At 30.6% G+C, this 17,933-nt stretch carries 18 protein-coding genes and 1 tRNA gene; 12 read left to right on the top strand and 7 right to left on the bottom strand.

Translation table 11 applies throughout. The annotated features are described in order from the left end of the window. Nucleotides 1–4: 4 nt before the first annotated feature. Nucleotides 5–994, bottom strand: a complete 990-nt coding sequence (nadA, locus tag AC5SLZ_RS05285; protein ID WP_494615261.1) for a quinolinate synthase NadA — start codon at nt 992–994, stop codon at nt 5–7. Between the two features lie 55 nt (nt 995–1,049). Here nadA and AC5SLZ_RS05280 point away from each other — a divergent pair. Beyond that, nucleotides 1,050–1,135: transfer RNA gene (locus AC5SLZ_RS05280), tRNA-Leu, on the top strand. Nucleotides 1,136–1,324: 189 nt separating this feature from the next. On the opposite strand, the gene ygfZ is transcribed toward AC5SLZ_RS05280, so the two are convergent. After that, entirely contained in the window at nt 1,325–2,215 is an 891-nt protein-coding gene (gene ygfZ, locus AC5SLZ_RS05275) for a CAF17-like 4Fe-4S cluster assembly/insertion protein YgfZ (protein ID WP_494615260.1), read from the bottom strand. Between the two features lie 43 nt (nt 2,216–2,258). On the opposite strand from ygfZ, the gene AC5SLZ_RS05270 reads away from it, so the two are divergent. After that, nucleotides 2,259–3,566 (top strand): dihydroorotase, encoded by a 1,308-nt coding sequence (locus tag AC5SLZ_RS05270; RefSeq protein WP_494615259.1) that lies wholly within the window; start codon nt 2,259–2,261, stop codon nt 3,564–3,566. On the opposite strand, the gene AC5SLZ_RS05265 is transcribed toward AC5SLZ_RS05270, so the two are convergent. Both AC5SLZ_RS05265 and AC5SLZ_RS05260 read right to left on the bottom strand, forming a co-directional pair. Continuing rightward, the gene (locus tag AC5SLZ_RS05265) at nt 3,559–3,891 is read right to left on the bottom strand and encodes a DMT family transporter (protein ID WP_028036564.1); all 333 of its coding nucleotides are present in this window, start codon (nt 3,889–3,891) and stop codon (nt 3,559–3,561) included. The two genes, AC5SLZ_RS05270 and AC5SLZ_RS05265, sit on opposite strands and share 8 nt — an antisense overlap. Next, nucleotides 3,884–5,785 (bottom strand): propionyl-CoA synthetase, encoded by a 1,902-nt coding sequence (locus AC5SLZ_RS05260; protein ID WP_494615258.1) that lies wholly within the window; start codon nt 5,783–5,785, stop codon nt 3,884–3,886. The genes AC5SLZ_RS05265 and AC5SLZ_RS05260 overlap by 8 nt, the downstream gene beginning before the upstream one ends. 215 nt (nt 5,786–6,000) lie before the next feature. Between AC5SLZ_RS05260 and AC5SLZ_RS05255 the strand changes: the two genes are divergently transcribed. The 6 genes from AC5SLZ_RS05255 (at nt 6,001) to AC5SLZ_RS05230 (ending at nt 10,730) form a co-directional block, all read left to right on the top strand. Next, on the top strand, nt 6,001–6,768 hold the full coding sequence (locus AC5SLZ_RS05255; protein ID WP_028036566.1) for a bacteriorhodopsin-like: 768 nt from the start codon (nt 6,001–6,003) through the stop codon (nt 6,766–6,768). Nucleotides 6,769–6,845: 77 nt separating this feature from the next. Then, entirely contained in the window at nt 6,846–7,847 is a 1,002-nt protein-coding gene (locus AC5SLZ_RS05250) for a fatty acid desaturase (RefSeq protein ID WP_494615257.1), read from the top strand. Nucleotides 7,848–7,908: 61 nt separating this feature from the next. Next, on the top strand, nt 7,909–8,229 hold the full coding sequence (locus tag AC5SLZ_RS05245; RefSeq protein ID WP_494615256.1) for a 2Fe-2S iron-sulfur cluster-binding protein: 321 nt from the start codon (nt 7,909–7,911) through the stop codon (nt 8,227–8,229). Beyond that, entirely contained in the window at nt 8,230–9,246 is a 1,017-nt protein-coding gene (locus AC5SLZ_RS05240; RefSeq protein ID WP_494615254.1) for an NAD(P)/FAD-dependent oxidoreductase, read from the top strand. It abuts the gene before it with no gap. Next, entirely contained in the window at nt 9,243–9,869 is a 627-nt protein-coding gene (locus AC5SLZ_RS05235; RefSeq protein WP_494615253.1) for a glutathione binding-like protein, read from the top strand. Before AC5SLZ_RS05240 ends, AC5SLZ_RS05235 begins: the two co-directional genes overlap by 4 nt. Before the next feature lie 72 nt (nt 9,870–9,941). Further along, a complete protein-coding gene (locus tag AC5SLZ_RS05230) occupies nt 9,942–10,730 on the top strand; it encodes an MOSC domain-containing protein (protein ID WP_494615252.1) in 789 nt (262 codons plus the stop codon). A 9-nt stretch (nt 10,731–10,739) separates the two neighbouring features. On the opposite strand, the gene AC5SLZ_RS05225 is transcribed toward AC5SLZ_RS05230, so the two are convergent. Then, nucleotides 10,740–11,276, bottom strand: coding sequence for a TraR/DksA family transcriptional regulator (locus AC5SLZ_RS05225; protein WP_494615251.1), 537 nt, complete (start codon nt 11,274–11,276; stop codon nt 10,740–10,742). Between the two features lie 78 nt (nt 11,277–11,354). Here AC5SLZ_RS05225 and AC5SLZ_RS05220 point away from each other — a divergent pair, with 78 nt between their 5' ends. From AC5SLZ_RS05220 to AC5SLZ_RS05205, 4 genes are read left to right on the top strand one after another with little or no spacing between them, the layout of a single operon-like run. Beyond that, nucleotides 11,355–12,677 carry a glycosyltransferase family 39 protein gene (locus AC5SLZ_RS05220; protein WP_494615250.1) on the top strand — a complete coding sequence of 441 codons (1,323 nt, stop codon included), beginning with the start codon at nt 11,355–11,357 and terminating at the stop codon, nt 12,675–12,677. Nucleotides 12,678–12,679: 2 nt separating this feature from the next. Further along, nucleotides 12,680–13,552 (top strand): glycosyltransferase, encoded by an 873-nt coding sequence (locus AC5SLZ_RS05215; protein WP_494615249.1) that lies wholly within the window; start codon nt 12,680–12,682, stop codon nt 13,550–13,552. A gap of 2 nt (nt 13,553–13,554) precedes the next feature. Continuing rightward, on the top strand, nt 13,555–15,000 hold the full coding sequence (locus tag AC5SLZ_RS05210) for a DUF1800 family protein (protein WP_494615248.1): 1,446 nt from the start codon (nt 13,555–13,557) through the stop codon (nt 14,998–15,000). Next, complete coding sequence (locus tag AC5SLZ_RS05205; RefSeq protein WP_494615246.1) at nt 14,997–16,163, top strand: DUF1501 domain-containing protein; 1,167 nt, start codon at nt 14,997–14,999, stop codon at nt 16,161–16,163. The genes AC5SLZ_RS05210 and AC5SLZ_RS05205 overlap by 4 nt, the downstream gene beginning before the upstream one ends. On the opposite strand, the gene AC5SLZ_RS05200 is transcribed toward AC5SLZ_RS05205, so the two are convergent. After that, entirely contained in the window at nt 16,160–17,440 is a 1,281-nt protein-coding gene (locus AC5SLZ_RS05200; protein WP_494615245.1) for a Y-family DNA polymerase, read from the bottom strand. The genes AC5SLZ_RS05205 and AC5SLZ_RS05200 overlap by 4 nt on opposite strands. Further along, nucleotides 17,418–17,813, bottom strand: a complete 396-nt coding sequence (locus tag AC5SLZ_RS05195) for a LexA family protein (protein WP_023648087.1) — start codon at nt 17,811–17,813, stop codon at nt 17,418–17,420. Before AC5SLZ_RS05195 ends, AC5SLZ_RS05200 begins: the two co-directional genes overlap by 23 nt. Nucleotides 17,814–17,933: the final 120 nt, after the last annotated feature.

Genomic DNA, 17,933 nt, shown 5'->3' with positions numbered 1-17,933 from the left:
TTAATTATCTGCCAATTGCTGCCATTTTTTCAACTGAGACTCTAGCCTTTTCAATTGTATCTTTATCCATAATTATTTCACCAGTTTCATTTTCAAGGCAATCTAATATTTTTGGAAGCGTAATTTTTTTCATATGAGGACACATATTGCATGGTTTTACAAATTCTACATTTGGATTTTCTATTTGTATATTGTCACTCATAGAGCACTCTGTAACCATCATTACTTTTTTAGGCTGATTATCTTCTACGTATTTAATCATACCAGATGTTGAGCCTGCAAAGTCGCTTGCTTTGATTACATCTGGCGGACATTCGGGATGTGCTATAATTTTAATTCCTGGGTTATTTTTTCTAATATCATGAATTTCTTTTTCATTGAACTGGTCGTGCACAATACAGATGCCTTTCCAAGATATGATCTCTACATCTGTTTGAGAAGCAACGTATTTTGCAAGATAATCATCAGGTAAGAATATTACTTTTTTAACCCCTAAAGATTTTACAATTTTAACAGCGTTCGCTGATGTGCAACATACATCTGTTTCAGCTTTAACTTCTGCTGATGTATTTACATAAGATACCACAGGAACTCCTGGATACTTTTCTTTTAATAGCCTCACATCTTTTCCTGTAATTGAAGATGATAATGAGCAACCTGCATCCATATCTGGTAAAATAACTTTTTTATCAGGACTCATTAGTTTTGCTGTTTCTGCCATAAAATGAACTCCAGCCATTAAAATTATATCTGCAGATGTTTTTGAAGCTTCAATTGCTAAAGCAAGAGAGTCAGCAGCAAAGTCTGCTACACCATGATAAATTTCTGGAGTTTGATAGTTATGAGCAAGTATTACAGCGTTCTTTTTCTTTTTAAGTTCATTAATTTTGTGAATGTATGGAGCATGTACAGACCATTCAATTTCAGGCATTACTTTAGAAATTTTCTGATAAATAGGATCTGTAGCTTTTTGCACTTCTTGTGTAAATTCCATGATGATATTTACCAATTTGAAAGATAGTTGTCATTCATTTATTATGACACATACTGCGGTCGTGCTGAAATTGGTAGACAGGCACGGTTGAGGGCCGTGTGGACTTAGTCCATGAGAGTTCGATTCTCTCCGACCGCACCAAAGTAAAAATTTATAGGAGTTTTAATGGATAAATTACTTTCAGTTATATTTATGGGTATAATTTTACTTTTAGTGTTGCCTAGTTTTTTACAATCAAATTCACAGTTAAAGCAATTTTTTAAAAACCTAAGTATTTGGATTATTATAGTTCTCACAATCTTGGTGATTATCTATGTATTTAATAACAAATTAGCTTTTTATCCAATCAGGTAATTCAATTTTAATCGAAGCTTCCTTTGTATTAAAATCTGATTTTCCATTAAAATTTTCATCCAAGTATTTGACTAAAGCAAATGGATAAACATTATCTATTAATACTTTTCCTATTTCATTTTCATTATAATAGATACTTTGCCCCTCAGATAATTCACCTTTAATTATATTTATTGGCAATAATCTTTTTGACAGTTTATTTTTTAATTTAATTCTTGCAGTATTTTCTTGCCCAACATAACAACCTTTTTTAAAATCAATTCCATTTAATTCTTCATAATTACACTCAATTCCAAATAATTTATTTTGCAATTTATTTAAATCTTTTGGTACAATCCCAATTTTGTGACTAAAAGAATAATATTCACGTAGATTTGCATCATGCAGATTTAGCTTTTTTAATGATAGATAAAGTTTTTCTAAATTAATAATTAATCTTGCTCCTAATTGTTTGTTTCTTGGATCTAAAAAAATAGGATCTTCTCTATATTTTATAGTAAAACCAATTTTGTCTTGAACTTTATCAAATGTTAAAAATTTTTTACGACTAAAAGCTGCTACTACGAATTCATTACTTAAATTTAGAATTTCAACTTTTGATCTTAATTTATAAATACTTAATTGTTTATACAATTCATCAGCTTGAGACTTTTCACAATCAATCAAATAACCAGATTTATGTTTGATTATTATAAACTCATATAAAAATTTACCTTGTGGAGATAACAAAGAAGCAAAACATGTGTTAGTTTCACTTACTTTTTTGATATCGTTTGTAATCAGATTTTGTAGAAATTCTTTTGCATCTTCACCGTTTAAATAAAGAATTGCTCTATCATCTAAAATATATACATCTTTGATATTCATAATTGATTAATTGATGTTTTTAATATAATTACTTTTTTTTTAAATGTTAGATCTTATAATTAAAAATGGACAATGTTACATCGATAGAGAGTTAAAAGATGCTGATGTTGCTATTAAAGATGGTAAAATTCATAAAATTGGTGAGGTTTCTGATGAAGCTAAAGAAACTATAAATGCTAAAGGTCAAACTGTTTTACCAGGATGTATAGATACCCAAACTCATTTTAGAGAGCCAGGATCAACGGATACAGAAGATTTACATTCTGGAAGTAGAGCAGCAATTGCTGGAGGAATTACAAGTGTATTTGAAATGCCTAACACAAATCCACCAACTTCTAATATGAAGGAGTTTCAAAGAAAATTAGATCTCGCAAAAAATAGAATGTATTGCAATTATGCTTTTTATTTTGGAGCAACAGCAGACAATGCAAATGATTTAGCAAGCTTAAAAGGCTTAGAAGGATGCTGTGGAATTAAACTTTTTGCAGGATCGTCAACTGGCAATCTCTTAGTTGCAGAAGAAGATGATATTGATAAGGTTTTTCAAAATAGCTCAAAAGTTGTGGCAGTTCACTCTGAAGATGAAGCGATTTTGAATGCTAACAAAAAGTTGATTAAAGATGGTGATGTTCATTCACATCCAGTTTGGAGAAGCGCAGAATGTGCAATATCATCTACAAGAAGAATTGTTAGAATTGCAGAAAGACATAATAAAAAAGCACATATTCTTCATATAACCACAAAAGAAGAGATCGATTTTTTATCACAACATAAAGGCAACATTACATTTGAGATAACTCCTCAGCATTTAACAATTTATGCACCAGATTGTTATGACAAACTTGGAACTTATGCTCAAATGAATCCTCCTCTAAGAGACAAATCTCACTATGATAGATTATGGTATGGTGTGAGAAATAATTTAAACGATACAATAGGCTCAGATCACGCACCACATTTAAAAGTGAATAAAGAAAAAAATTATCCTAACTCACCATCTGGTATGCCTGGTGTTCAAACTTTATTGCCTGTAATGTTAAATCATGTGAATGATGGAAAGCTTACACTTAACCAGTTAATGAATCTTGTGTGTGAAAACCCAGTTAAAATTTTTGGAATTCAAAACAAAGGATTTATTAAAGAAGGATATGATGCTGATTTTACAATTGTCGATATGAATAAAACAATTGAAATAAAAAATGAAAATATTGAAAGTAAGTGTGGCTGGACTCCTTTTAATGGAGATAAATTTAAAGGAACACCAACTCACACAATTATTGCTGGAAATATTAAAATGCAAGATGGCAAAATTTTAGGTGATGCTGAAGGAACACCTTTAAAATTTAGCTAAGTTTTACTGTAAAACTATTAACTAGAACAACTCCAATAACAATAAGGAACAATCCACCAATGGCTTGCCAAGCTAGCGTTTGTTTAAAAAATATGTACCCAAGTATTGCTATTGTAAACACACCAAGTCCACTCCATGTTGCGTACACAATTGCTATTGGAAGTTTATCCATAACAAAAGTCATTAAATAGAAAGAAGTAAGATAAAATATTGTAAGACAAACTGTTGGTATAACTTTTGTAAAATTTTGTGATACTGGCAACAACATTGTTCCAGCTACCTCACAAAATATTGCAATAGATAAAAAAAAATATGTTTTAATCATTATTTAGAATTTTATTTTCAATTAGGTCTTGTTTTATCTCGTCAAGGATTGCAGGATCATCAATTGTAGGAGGCACTTTATACTCAACACCATCAGCAATTTTTCTAATAGTTCCTCTTAAAATTTTACCAGATCTTGTTTTTGGTAGTCTTTTTATAACAATTACCACTTTAAATGCAGCAACTGGTCCGATTTTATCTCTAACCATTTGCACACATTCTTTTGATATGGTTTCGTTATGTTTATCTACTCCAGATTTTAAGACAACAAGTCCAATAGGTAATTGTCCTTTTAATTTATCTGTAATTCCAAGTACTGCACATTCCGCAACTGATTGATGTTCAGATAAAACTTCTTCAATAGCACCTGTTGATAGTCTATGTCCTGCAACATTAATAATGTCATCTGTTCTAGACATAATCCAAATGTAACCATCCTCATCGATATGTCCTGCATCATAAGTTTGATAGTATCCCTCATAATTAGTCATATAGTTTTCTTTGTATCTCTGATCTGCATTCCATAATGTTGGAAAAGTTCCAGGAGGCAGTGGAAGTTTAACAACAACGTCTCCCATTTCATTTGGTTTTGCTAATGTTTGATCTGGTTTAATAATCTTAACGTCATAACCAGGAACAGCTTTACAAGCTGAACCATATTTAGTCTCCATCATTTCTATTCCTGTACAATTAGAGCTGATCGCCCAACTAGTTTCTGTCTGCCACCAGTGATCAATTACTGGAACTTTAAGTAAATTTTCTGCCCATTTAATAGTATCTGGATCTGCTCTTTCTCCTGCAAGAAATAAGCTTTCAAAACTACTTAAATCATATTTTGAAAAAAACTTACCTTCGGGATCCTCTTTCTTAATAGCTCTAAAAGCAGTAGGTGCTGTGAATAGTGATTTTACTTTGTAGTCAGATATAATTTTCCAGAAAGCTCCAGCATCAGGTGTGCCAACTGGTTTTCCTTCAAATAGAACTGTAGTGCATCCTTTAAACAATGGGGCGTAGACAATATAAGAGTGTCCAACGATCCAGCCTATGTCACTAGCTGACCACCAAATATCATCAGCATCAATATTATAGATATTTTTCATAGTCCATTTCAGAGCAACTATATGACCCCCGATATCTCTGACTATCCCTTTAGGGGTTCCAGTTGTGCCAGATGTATATAAGATATAAGCAAGTTCATTGGAATTCATCTCAACACAATCAGCATCAGATGCATTTGAGACAACTTCAGCCCAACTAACTTCTATTGGTGCGTTCAATTTTACTTCATGACCAGGTCTTTGAAATAAAATCATTTTACTGATTTTATGATTAGCTAGTTTAATAGCTTCATCGACAAGAGGTTTATATTCAACTGTCCTTCCAGGCTCAAAACCACAAGAGGCTGTAACTAATAATTTAGCTTTACTGTCATCTATTCTGCTTGCAAGTTCGTTTGAAGCAAAACCACCAAAGACAACAGAATGAATTGCTCCAATTCTTGCACATGCTAGCATTGCAATGACTGCCTCTGGGATCATTGGCATATAAATGATTACTCTATCCCCTTTAACAATACCTTGATCTTTAAGAGCTCCTGCAAATTTTGAAACTTTTGATCTAAGTTCCTCGTAACTAAATTGACTTTTGTTATTTGTAATAGGACTATCATAAATTAATGCGGTCTTTTTTCCTCTACCTTGATCAATATGAATGTCTAAAGCATTGTAACAAGTGTTAGTTATCCCATCTTCAAACCATTTATAAAATGGAGGATTAGATTTGTTTAAAATTTTAGTTGGTTTTTTAAACCAAAAAATATCATCGGATGCTTCTTGCCAAAATTTTTCAGGATTATTAATGGATTGATCATAAATTTCTTGAAATTTTTTTGACATAAAATTTGATTCGAATTAATAAAAATAGTTAGTTTTTAACTTTAAAATTACATTTAATTTTAAAAAATAAGTAAAATCAATGGTTATTAGCGACAATTAACTCTTCATTAATCTTAATTTATTTGTTATTTAACGCCCTATCTTGGTTAGGGGAAACCTTAGCCTAGTTTATATAAACTAAATAAATAAAAACTAACTAAAGAGGGAGTTTTTTTATGAAAAAACTTAAATTGTTTGCTCTTACAGCTGTAGCCCTAATGGGTGTTACAGGTGTAGCAAACGCAGAGACAGTGATGTTAGCTCAAGATGATTTCGTAGGTATTTCATTTTGGTTAGTATCAATGGCTTGTTTAGCTGCTACTGTATTCTTTTTCTTTGAAAGAAGTTCAGTTCCAGCTGGTTGGAGAGTTTCAATGACAGTTGCTGGTCTAGTAACTGGTATTGCATTCGTTCACTACATGTACATGAGAGATGTATGGATCATGACTGGTGACTCACCAACTGTTTACAGATACATTGACTGGTTAATTACAGTGCCATTACTAATGTTAGAATTCTATTTTGTTCTATCAGCAGTAAACAAAGCAGATTCAGGAATTTTCTGGAGATTGATGCTTGGTACACTAGTAATGCTAGTAGGTGGATACTTAGGAGAAGCAGGATACATCAACGCTACACTTGGTTTCATTATCGGTATGGCTGGTTGGGTATACATTCTTTATGAAGTATTCTCTGGTGAAGCAGGTAAGAGAGCAGCAAAAAGTGGTAATAAAGCACTTGTAACTGCTTTTGGTGCAATGAGAATGATCGTTACTGTAGGTTGGGCTATTTACCCATTAGGTTACATTTTTGGTTACCTAACAGGTGGAGTAGATGCTAACTCACTTAACGTGATTTACAACGCAGCTGACTTTTTGAACAAGATCGCTTTCGGTCTAATCATTTGGGCAGCAGCAATGCAACAACCTGGTAGAGCTAAGTAGTTTTACTTAAAATTTAAATTAAAGGGCTGGTACATTTTTGTACTTGCCCTTTTTTTTTGCCTGCAATAATTTAAGCTATGGAAGTTAAGCTAGACAAATGGCACAAGTGCAAAGTCGATATTGAAGTTCTTAAAGAACTTTCAAAAAAATCTGACATAAAAGGTTTACAACATATCTCTCTTTTTTTTGGTTTATTAATTTTAACTGGAACCTTGGCGTATTTAACTTGGGGAACCTGGTGGTCGGTGTTTTGGTTTTTAGTGTATGGGAACATCTATTCATTTTCAAATCCATTGTGGCATGAGACGGGTCATAAAACTGCATTCCAATCAAAATTTTTAAATGAAATTTTTTATTATATTTCATCTTATATGGCTAATTTTGAACCGATTAGATGGAGATACACTCATTTTGTTCATCATGGCAATACTTATTCAACTGAAAATCCATTTGATCATGAAATTGAATATGGAAACAATTTAAAAGAAACTCCAAAAGGATTAATTATAAATATAATTCCGTTTTTAGATTTAATATTTTTTAAAAAACATATTTCATATGAAATTATTCAGCATGCATTTGGAGTTAAAACAAAAGTAATGGAAGAATGTATTCCTGAAAAAGCACAAGCAAAAGTAATTTTTAGTTCAAGAATTTATGTTTCAATTTGGTTGTTAATTATTTTATGGTCAATAGTTACCTTTTCTTGGATGCCATTACTTTATTTTCTGCTTCCACAGTTTTATGGAAAAACTTTACACAAACTTGTTGCCTTTACTCAGCACGCGGGACTTGCAAGAAATATAAAAGATCATAGGTTTTCAACAAGAGAAATGTACTTAAATCCAATACTAAGTTTTTTATATTGGAAAATGGAATATCATTTAACACATCATATGTTTCCAACTGTTCCATCCTATAATTTAGATAAACTTCATCATTATATTAAAGATCAGTTACCAAAACCAAATAACGGACTAATCGACGCTTATAGAGAAATAATTCCAGCTCTAATTAAACAGAGAGAAGATACAAGCCATTTTATAAAAAAAAATATACCTCAATTACAAAATGTCTAAAAATAGACTTAGTTTGTTTTTACTGACTTGTTCTATCTAAATAAAAAACTATATATAGCCCATGGCAAAAATTACATATAACACTCACGATAATAAAACCCATACAATTGAAGTTCAAAATGGACTTACTGTTATGGAGGGCGCAGTTCAAAACGATATTCCAGGAATTGATGCTGATTGTGGAGGGGGAATGGCGTGTGCTACTTGTCATGTTTATGTTAACGATGAATGGTTAGATAAACTTCCAACTAAAGAAGATGGAGAAGAAGATATGTTGGATATGGCATTTGAACCAAAACAGAATAGTAGATTAAGTTGTCAGTTAACAGTATCTGATGAATTAGATGGTCTAGTGGTTCATATTCCATCAAAGCAAGCTTAAATGAATAAAACAGACGTATTAATAATTGGAGCTGGACCAACAGGTTTATTTTGTGCTCATCAATTAGGGATCATAGGATTAAGTTGTGAGATAGTGGACAATCTTGATAAAGCAGGAGGTCAATGTATTGAACTTTATCCCGATAAACCAATTTACGATATTCCGGCAGTGCCTGAATGCACTGGTGAAGAATTAACCAATAATCTTCTTCAGCAAATTAAACCTTTTAATGTAAAATTTCATTTAAATGAGCGAGTAGAGGAACTTAAAAAAGTTGAAAATCGATGGCATGTAAAAACAAGTGAAAAACAAGAATTTGATGTAGCAAGTATTGTTATAGCTGGTGGCGTTGGATCATTTGAGCCTAGAAAATTTCCATTAAAAGAATGTGAAAAATTTGAGGGTAGTTCATTATTTTATTCAATTAAAGATAAGACAGTTTTTAAAGACAAAACTATTACAATTTTTGGTGGGGGTGACTCAGCATTAGATTGGGCAATTGAATTATCCAATACCTCTAAAGTAAATTTAATTCATAGAAGAGATGGTTTTAGTGGAGCAGAATCTAGTGTTCAAAAAGTTAAAGAGCTAGAAGACCAAGGAAAACTAAATTTATACACAAAATATCAAATAGACTCAGTTTTAGGAGATAAAAATATTAATATAGTTAAGATTAAACATGATGAAGGAGAAGTTAAAGAATTTAAAACAGATTACGTTCTAGGTTTCTTTGGTTTAATTATGCAATTAGGGCCAATATTAGATTGGGGATTAAATATTAATAAAAAAACAGTTGAAGTGAATACAGAAAATTTTGAGACAAATGTTGATGGCATATTTGCTATTGGAGATATTTGTTCGTATCCAGGCAAATTAAAATTAATCTTGTCAGGTTTTCATGAAGGTGCATTAGCTGCAAGAGGCTGCTTTAAGTATGCGAAACCAGATGAAAAACTAAGATTTGAATTTACAACTACGTCAAAAGCTGCTCAGGAAAGACTTGGTGTTAAGAAGTGATAGAACTTTTTACTGCTGATACTCCAAATGGAAAAAAAATTTCTATTATGCTTGAGGAGATTGGTTTTGATTATAAAATAATTAAAGTAGACTTAAGTAAAGACGAACAGTTTAAAACAGAATTTGTAAAGTTAAGTCCTTTTAGTAAAATTCCTGTGATTACAGATCATGATAATAAAGAAAGTATTTTTGAGTCTGGGGCAATTCTTATGTACTTAGGGGAAAAAAGTGGAAAGTTTTACGAACAACAAGATAGATTAAAAATAAATCAGTGGTTGATGGCTCAAATGGGAACCATTGGTCCAATGATTGGTCAACATCATCAGTTTCATCACTACAATCCTGGTAAAAGTGAATTTGGTGAAGAAAGATATTTTAAAATTACAAAGAGAATATATCAAGAATTAGACAATAGATTAAAAGACTCCAAATTTCTTGCAGGAGAAAAATATACTATTGCTGACATTGCAACTTGGCCCTGGTTTGCAAGGCATGAATGGCATGATATTGGATTAAAAAATTACAAGAATTTATCTAGATGGTATTTAGAAATAGCAGACCGTGAAGCAGTGATTAAAGGGTATGATCTTTACAAGATTGGCAGTCAAATTCCAAAGCTCTAATTGTCAATAATTATCTTTTTAATTAATTTTAATTAATTTTCTTTAAGGTGAGTTTTATTCTAAAATCACTTTATGAATATAAAAATTTCATCACTAAATTATTGCCCAGTAAAATCTTTATCGTTTCAAAAAATCAACAAATGTAAAATTAAAAAAAATATTGGAATCGAGGGCGATAGAAATTTTGCATTTTCTCAAAACCTTAATTTAGATGAGGTAAAATTATTTGAAAAAAATCCCAATGAAAGAAAAGATAAGTGGAATAAAATTTTAACTCTTAAAAGTTCACCAGTTCTAAATAAATACAATTTTATATTTAAAGATAATGAGTTAACATTATTCCTTAAAGATAACAAAATACTTACCATTGATGTAAATCAGCCTACTGAATGTCAAATGTTATCTAATAAAATTACAGAACTGGAAAAATCTTTAAAACAACCCTTAGTTTTAATTAGAAATGAAAACTTTCCGTTTTTTGACACTTCTATTTCAAAAAAAATTAATTTTACTAACTCGATCTCCCTTTTGAATATCCAAAGTATCAAAGATTTTGAAAAAAAAATTAATCAAAAAGTAGAACAACAAGTATTTAGAGGCAATATTTATATTGATGGAGTTAAATCTTGGGAAGAAAGAGAATGGCTAGGTAAGGTAATAAGAATTAACGATGTTCATTTTAAAGTTGAAAAAAATATTCCAAGATGTGTTGCAATTAATCTTAAACCTCAAACAGACGATAATTATTTTGATTTACTTCGGCTATTGAAAAAAACCTACAATCATTTTGATATGGGTGTATTTTTGACAGCTTTAGATGATGGTGAAATAAGTGTCAGAGATTTAATTAATTTTGATTAATTGTAAAATTTAATCATCCGCATGAACTTTTTCGTTTTTTTCATGCTTTTCTTGAGCTGCGATTGTGTATTTTGCAACAGGTCTTGCTATTAGTCTTTTTAATCCAATAGGTTCTGCTGTGTCTAAACAATATCCATAAATATCTTCTCTAATTCTAGCTAGTGCTTTGTCAATTTCTGATATTAACTTGATTTGTCTGTTAATAGCCTTCATCTCTACATTCTTATCTGTATATGAACTTGCTTGATCAACTACGTCTGCGGAAATGCTATTATCGTCCATACTTCCAAAGTAAAGTGCCTCATTATTAGCTTTTACCAATTCTTTTTTCCATTCAGTTAATCTCATTCTAAAAAAAACTTTATGTTTTTCACACATATATTTTTCGGTGTCTTTAGGGACATAATTTTTAGAAATTTTGATAGTAACTTTAGCAGCAGCTTTTGGTTTAGCAGCAGCTTTTGGTTTAGCAGCAGCTTTTGGTTTAGCAGCAGCTTTTGGTTTTGATTTTGTAACTTTTTTTTTTACTTTTGTAGTCTTTGGCATAGTTTAAATTTGAATTTCCGGAGTATATTCAGCAAAATAGGGGTGTCAAGCAAGCGTAATTGTTATAAATATTTATAAATGAGTAATAATACTAGAAATATAAATAATATTTATTATATCTTTATCACATCTCATCTTATATTTTGGACTTTTATACCATCTATAACTAATCAAAATTTACCATTAGATACTATCGAGGCCTTAGCTTGGGGAAGTAATTTAGATTGGGGATTTAACAAGCATCCCCCAATGAGTGCTTTTTTTCCAGAAGTTTTTTTTCAGATTTTTGGATCTCAAGATTGGATATATTATTTGCTTAGTCAAATTTTTGTACTTACGTCATTTTATTATGTATTTAAATTTTCTAAAGAGTTTTTTAATAATGATTTACTGGGTTTAATTTCAGTTTTACTTATAGAAGCTATCTATTTTTATAATTTTACTACTCCAGAATTTAATGTAAATGTTTGCCAATTGCCATTTTGGTCTTTAACGGTATATTTTTCTTGGAAAATTTATGATGGTAAAGAAGTCAGATTTACTGATTGTTTTTTAGTTGGATTATTTGCAGCTTTTGGATTTTTATCTAAATACTTATTTGTTTATCTTTTAGCATCAATTGATCTTTTGTTTGTCTATTTAATATTTATAAAAAAAGATAGAAAGTTTGATTTTAAATATTTGATAACCCTTGAGGTATTTTTAATTGTATTAGTTCCACATTTAATTTGGTTAAACAACAATGAATTTATCACCATTACTTATGGACTTGCTAGAACTGGATTAGAGCAATCGATTTTGATTGATCATATTAAATTTCCGCTTTTTTTTTTAATTAAACAGGTTGGATTATTAATACCTTTCTTAATTTTAGTTTGGTTACTTGTAAAAAAAATTAAATTCAAATTTGATCTAAAAGATAAAAGATTGCTTTTTTTATTAGCGATTAACATTTTACCAATTCTATTAATGTTTTTAACTTCTGTGGTTACAGGTTCTAAGATTAGAACAATGTGGATGACTCCGTTTTATTTGTTTTTTGGAACTTTGTTTATCTATGTATTTCAATCTCAAATAAACATTAAAAAGTTAAAACCATTTATGATCGGATTTGTCTTTTTATTTTTTTTATCCCCTATACTTTATGCTTATGTCTCAATTTCAAAGGATGACAAAAGAACTGATTATCCAGGTAAAGAAATTGCGATTAAAACTCAATATGCTTGGGATCAGCAATTCAAATCAAAGATCAATGTAGTTTACGGAAATGAGTGGAATGCTGGTAATTTATCATATCATCTAAAATCAAGACCCGTATGGGAGGGAATTGTTGATAGGGAAAAGCTTGATCAATTGAAAGACTATATGTGTCTTGATAATGTTTGCGTAGGTTCAAAATAATTATGAAAAAATACGTAATTTTAATTCCTATTTATAATGACAGAGAGAGCTTAACCAAGCTAATTGAAAATATTAATTCTGAGGTAAAAGATTTTAATTCAGAGATATCAATTGTTGTGATTAACGATGCATCTTCCCAACAGATAATTGATGATTATCAAAATACTGAAAACATTAATTCAATTGAAATTATAAACATGAAAGAAAATAGAGGTCACGCAAGATGTATTGCCTCTGGACTTAAATATATTTATGAAAAAAAAGAATTTGACTATGTAATACCAATGGATGGTGATGGAGAAGATCGACCAGAGGAAATTAAAAATTTCATTAAACTTGCAGAACAATCAAAAAATCAATCGATAATAGGAGAGAGAACAAAAAGATCTGAAAGTATTTTTTTTAAATTTTGCTATCTAGCTCATAAAATTATAACTTTAGCATTTACCAGTCAGTATATTAAATTTGGAAATTTTACATGTTTATCCAAACCAACTGTTGAAAAAATGCTTAAAGAAAAAGCTACTTGGAATAGTTTTTCGGGATCATTAAAAAAAATTGAAAAAAATTTATTGTCTACTCCCTCTATAAGAGGTGTTAGATATTTTGGTTCATCAAAAATGAGTTTTTTTAATTTATTAAAACACTCTCTCTCAATAATTAGTGTTTTTAGAAAAACTGTTTTAATTCGGTCAGCTTTATTTATAGTTTTTTATATTTTGTTAATAAAAAGTAACGCTTCAATTATAACTTCATTACCTCTGGTTTTATTATTGGTAATGATTTATTCAGTTTCTAATTTAGCTTTAAGAGAAAATTTAAATGAGCTATCTAAATCACTAGATAATATTCATAATATAGATAATATTAAGTGATAATGAAAAACTTTTTTAGAAAAGTTGCTTTTGGATTAAAACCTGAAGAGAAAGCCCCATCAGATCCATTAACTTGGGCTCAAAAACAAGTTGAAACAATTCCTGAATTAAATTGGAAAGGCATACATATTTACTCAGAAAAAGAAATGAGAAAATACTGGATAACCCAAAGAGTTGAAGAAAATACAACTTTAAGAAAAAAATATAAAAATGATCCAAAAGGTCTTGAAATAGCTGAACGTCAACTTGAAAATGATACAGGTGGAAAATTTTGGAAAAATTATGAATTGAGCATAAGACATGCAGAGGGAGTTAGAAGCAATCATCCTGTGCTTGCAAAACTTTGGTATTTTTGGGGTAATCATTTCACAATAAGTAAGACACAAAGATTACATCAATATTCAACTGCGGCTTATCAAAGAGAGTTTCTTAGAGACAACATGGATAAAACTTTTGAAACAATGGTTTATGAAGGAACAATCGCATGGCCAATGATAATGCATCTAGACAACAAAGATAATATTGGTCCTAAATCAGAAAGTGCCAGGCAAGAGTGGAGAAGAAAAGAAAAAAGACCTGCAACACTTAATGAAAATCATGCAAGAGAATTAATGGAACTTCATACAGTATCTCCAGAAGCGGGATATACCCAAGAGGATGTTCAAGAACTTGCAAAAATTATGACTGGATGGAGACCTAAATGGACAAAAAAATCTGATCATGGAACAGATGTAGGATTCATGTCTAAACGTCATGAACCGGGAAAAAAAAATGTTCTTGGTAAAACTTATAAAAAAGGAAGAAAAAGTTTAAAAATTGTAATTAAAGATTTAGTAAACCATCCTTCATGTAGAGAGTTTATTGCAACAAAACTTTGTAGATATTTGATAACTGATCATCCTACAAAACAAATGATTGCCCCAATTATTAAAGCATGGGTCCAATCAGATGGACATCTACCAGAAGTCCACAAAGCTGCAATCAAAGTAACATTTGAATATAATGATAAATATAAAAAATTTCAAAATCCTGAAAATTGGTGGCTGCAAACAATTAATATGTCAGGAGCTACTTACGCATATCCAATACCTGAAAAAAGAATGGATACATATAAATTGGGTAATATTTTGAGAGAAGATCTAAGAGAACCTGATTGGATGTTAGAAGATCTAGGATATCATCCATATCTAGCACAACAACCAAATGGATATTCAGATTTTTCAAGTGATTGGATGTCTACTGAATTAATTATTAGAAGACTACTTTATGCCAAAAAAGCATTTCATAGATACAATTCAGGAGATCAGGTAGATCAATATATTCATGAAAAAATCGTTCACAATAATTTTGATAACCCTGATAAAATTCTAAAAATATTATCAAAAGCTAAAAGTAATGAGGAAAAGCATATGATTTTATTCAATCTACCTGAGGTATTAAGAGCATGAAGATAACAAGAAGAGATTTTTTAAAAGGTACAGCTACAACATTATTTTTAGCTGGATTTAATCTTCCAGCATTAGCCTCTTCATCAAGAAAAAAGAACTTAGTGGTAATTATGTTACGTGGAGGTATGGATGGTCTTTGTGCAGTTCCAGTAATTGGAGACAAAAATTTTGAGAAAAGAAGAAAAAGTATTTTAATTGAAAATGCTATCAAACTTAATTCTGATTTTGCATTACATCCAAGATTAATAGGATTTAATAAGTGTTGGAATGATAATACAGGATCAATAGTCCATGCAGCTAGCATTCCTTATACTCAAAGGTCACATTTTGAAGGTCAAAATTTAATGGAGTCAGGTGGAAGAACACCTTACCAAGAAAAAACAGGATGGGTTGGAAGAGCTATGAAACTTGCTAATCTCCAAGGTGATGGATTAGCTTTATCTTTACCAATGCCATTATTACTAAGAGGTATTCCAAAAAATAATAATTATTTCCCTGGAAGAGGTAGATTGCCTCGAGAACGAACATTGGAACTTTTAAGATCTGTTTATGCAGAAAGCTCTGAAGATGAGCTTTTAGAGATGATGAATTATATTAAAAAAAGAAAAAATGAAGAGATGATGGGTGGTACCATGAGACGTGGTAAAAGAGAAAATAAAAATCTTGCAAGACAAGCAGCTATCTATTTAAGAAAATCAGATGGTCCAAGAGTTGCTGTATTTGAAGTGAACGGTTTTGATACTCATGCAGCCCAAGGGGGAGTAGATGGATCTCATACAAAATCTTTAGTCGAAATGGATGAGATTATTAATAATTTGAAGGATAATCTTCAAGAAGCTTATAAAGACACAATCATTTTAACCGTTACAGAGTTTGGAAGAACCATAAAACAAAACGGTGGAAATGGAACTGAGCATGGCTATGGAACAGCAATATTTATGGCAGGGGGTCTGTTAAAGAAAAGCCAAGTTCACACTGACTGGCCAGGGTTGAAAAGAAAAGAGCTTTATGATGGAAGGGATCTAAACGCAACAATTGATGCAAGATCTGTTTATGCATCAGCAATGTCTACTGTATTTGATTTAGATTTCAAACGTATCCAAAAAGATGTGTTCTGGGGTGAAGATTTACAAAATCTCTCAGATAAGCTTTTTAAAGCTTAATTGGCTCTAATTGTTGGTAGAGAATAAAAATCAGCTGTATCTATCTTGGAAGAATATTCTCTTTTCATATTCCATCTCTTTTGAACACCAGCACTTGCAACGCTTAAAGTAGATCTTCCGTATCTATGATTGGTATTATCAATTGATCTCATTAAGCTGTTTATTTTTTCATCTTTTTCAGATGAGAACAGATTAGTTTTGTCATTGGCATTTGATAATCCCGTTAGCATGACTCCTGCTTTTTGATACTGGTAACCATTTTTAAATATACTTTCAAGTATGGTAACTGCAGTTTTAACTACTTCGATACTATTGTTTGTTGCAATTGGAAAATCAATTGTCTTTGCATTTGAGTAATATCCATAGTTTCTTTGAAAGGGACTAGTTCTAACAAATACTGTGATTGCTTTTGCAACTAACGATTCTGATCTTATTTTCTCAGATGCATTTAAACAATAATTTGCAACTGCTTCTTTTAATTCTTGAAATCTCTCAACTCTTTTTCCAAATGATCTTGAAACAACACAACTCTTTCTTTTTGAAGTTGTAGTTTCTAAATTGATACAAGGAATTCCTTTAAGTTCCATTGCAGTTCTTGAACTTAAAACATTAGAAGATTTTTTAATCCAGCTATTAGATTTATTCTTAAGTTGCTTTGCGTTATAGACACCATGTTTTTGATAAAATTTTGTTAATTGTTTACCAACACCCCACACATCATTAATTTCAATTTTTTCAAGCACAGGATCTAAGTTATCAATTCCAATTAGGCTAGTAACTCCTGATTGCTTTTTCTTTGCAATTTGATTTGCAATTTTACTCAAGGTTTTTGTTTTAGCAATTCCAATACTAGTAGGGATCCCAGTCCATTGTAAAACAGTGTCCCTAATCTCTTTTCCAATTTTTTCCACATCTTGATCTGGAAAATTTGATAAATCTAAAAATGCTTCATCAATAGAATAAATTTCCATATCTGAATTAAATCTTTTAAGAGTTCGCATTACTCTTCTAGATAAATCTCCATACAAAGAATAATTAGATGAGAAAACTTCCACTTTATTTTTAATAATAATATCTTTTGCTTTAAAATAAGGTTCACCCATTTTAATTCCTAAAGCTTTTGCTTCAGTAGATCTCGAAATGATACAACCATCATTATTAGATAAAACCACAACAGGCTTTCTTCTTATTTTAGGATTGAATAATCTTTCACAAGAAACGTAAAAAGAATTACAATCAACCAATGCTATTTTTTTAGTACGTAGAATGGATGACATAAGTTACAACTCCCCAGATAAAAATATCTTGTTCTTCGTTAATTAAAATTCTGTCAGTAAACTCTTTAGATCCTGACGTTAAAAACTTTTTATCTCTTTCTTGAACCAAGCTTTTAACTACAAGCTCATCATGAACATTTGCAATCACAGTTGAAAAGTTTTTTGGTTTTAAACTTTTGTCGACTACCAATAAATCTCCATCATTAATTCCAACATCCACCATTGATTTACCTTGAACTCTAATGATGAAAGTTGCTGGAACATTTTTTATTAAATGCATATTTAGATCAATATCTTCTTCGATATAATCAGTTGCAGGAGAAGGAAAACCAGCGCCTGCTTTATGTAGATAATAAGGGATTGTCAGTTTCATGTTCTTGTTTTGTTCTAATTTATAGACTAGTTATACAATACACGCAAGAGGTTGTATTTTGAGTCTGTAAGTGAATCAAAAGTGAATCAAAACGTGAACATCCAAAACCACATTTTGTGC

Source organism: Candidatus Pelagibacter sp. PS_06, from assembly GCF_059418045.1.
Note: the sequence above shows the minus strand (reverse complement) of the source record. Positions and strands in the feature narration are given on the sequence as shown.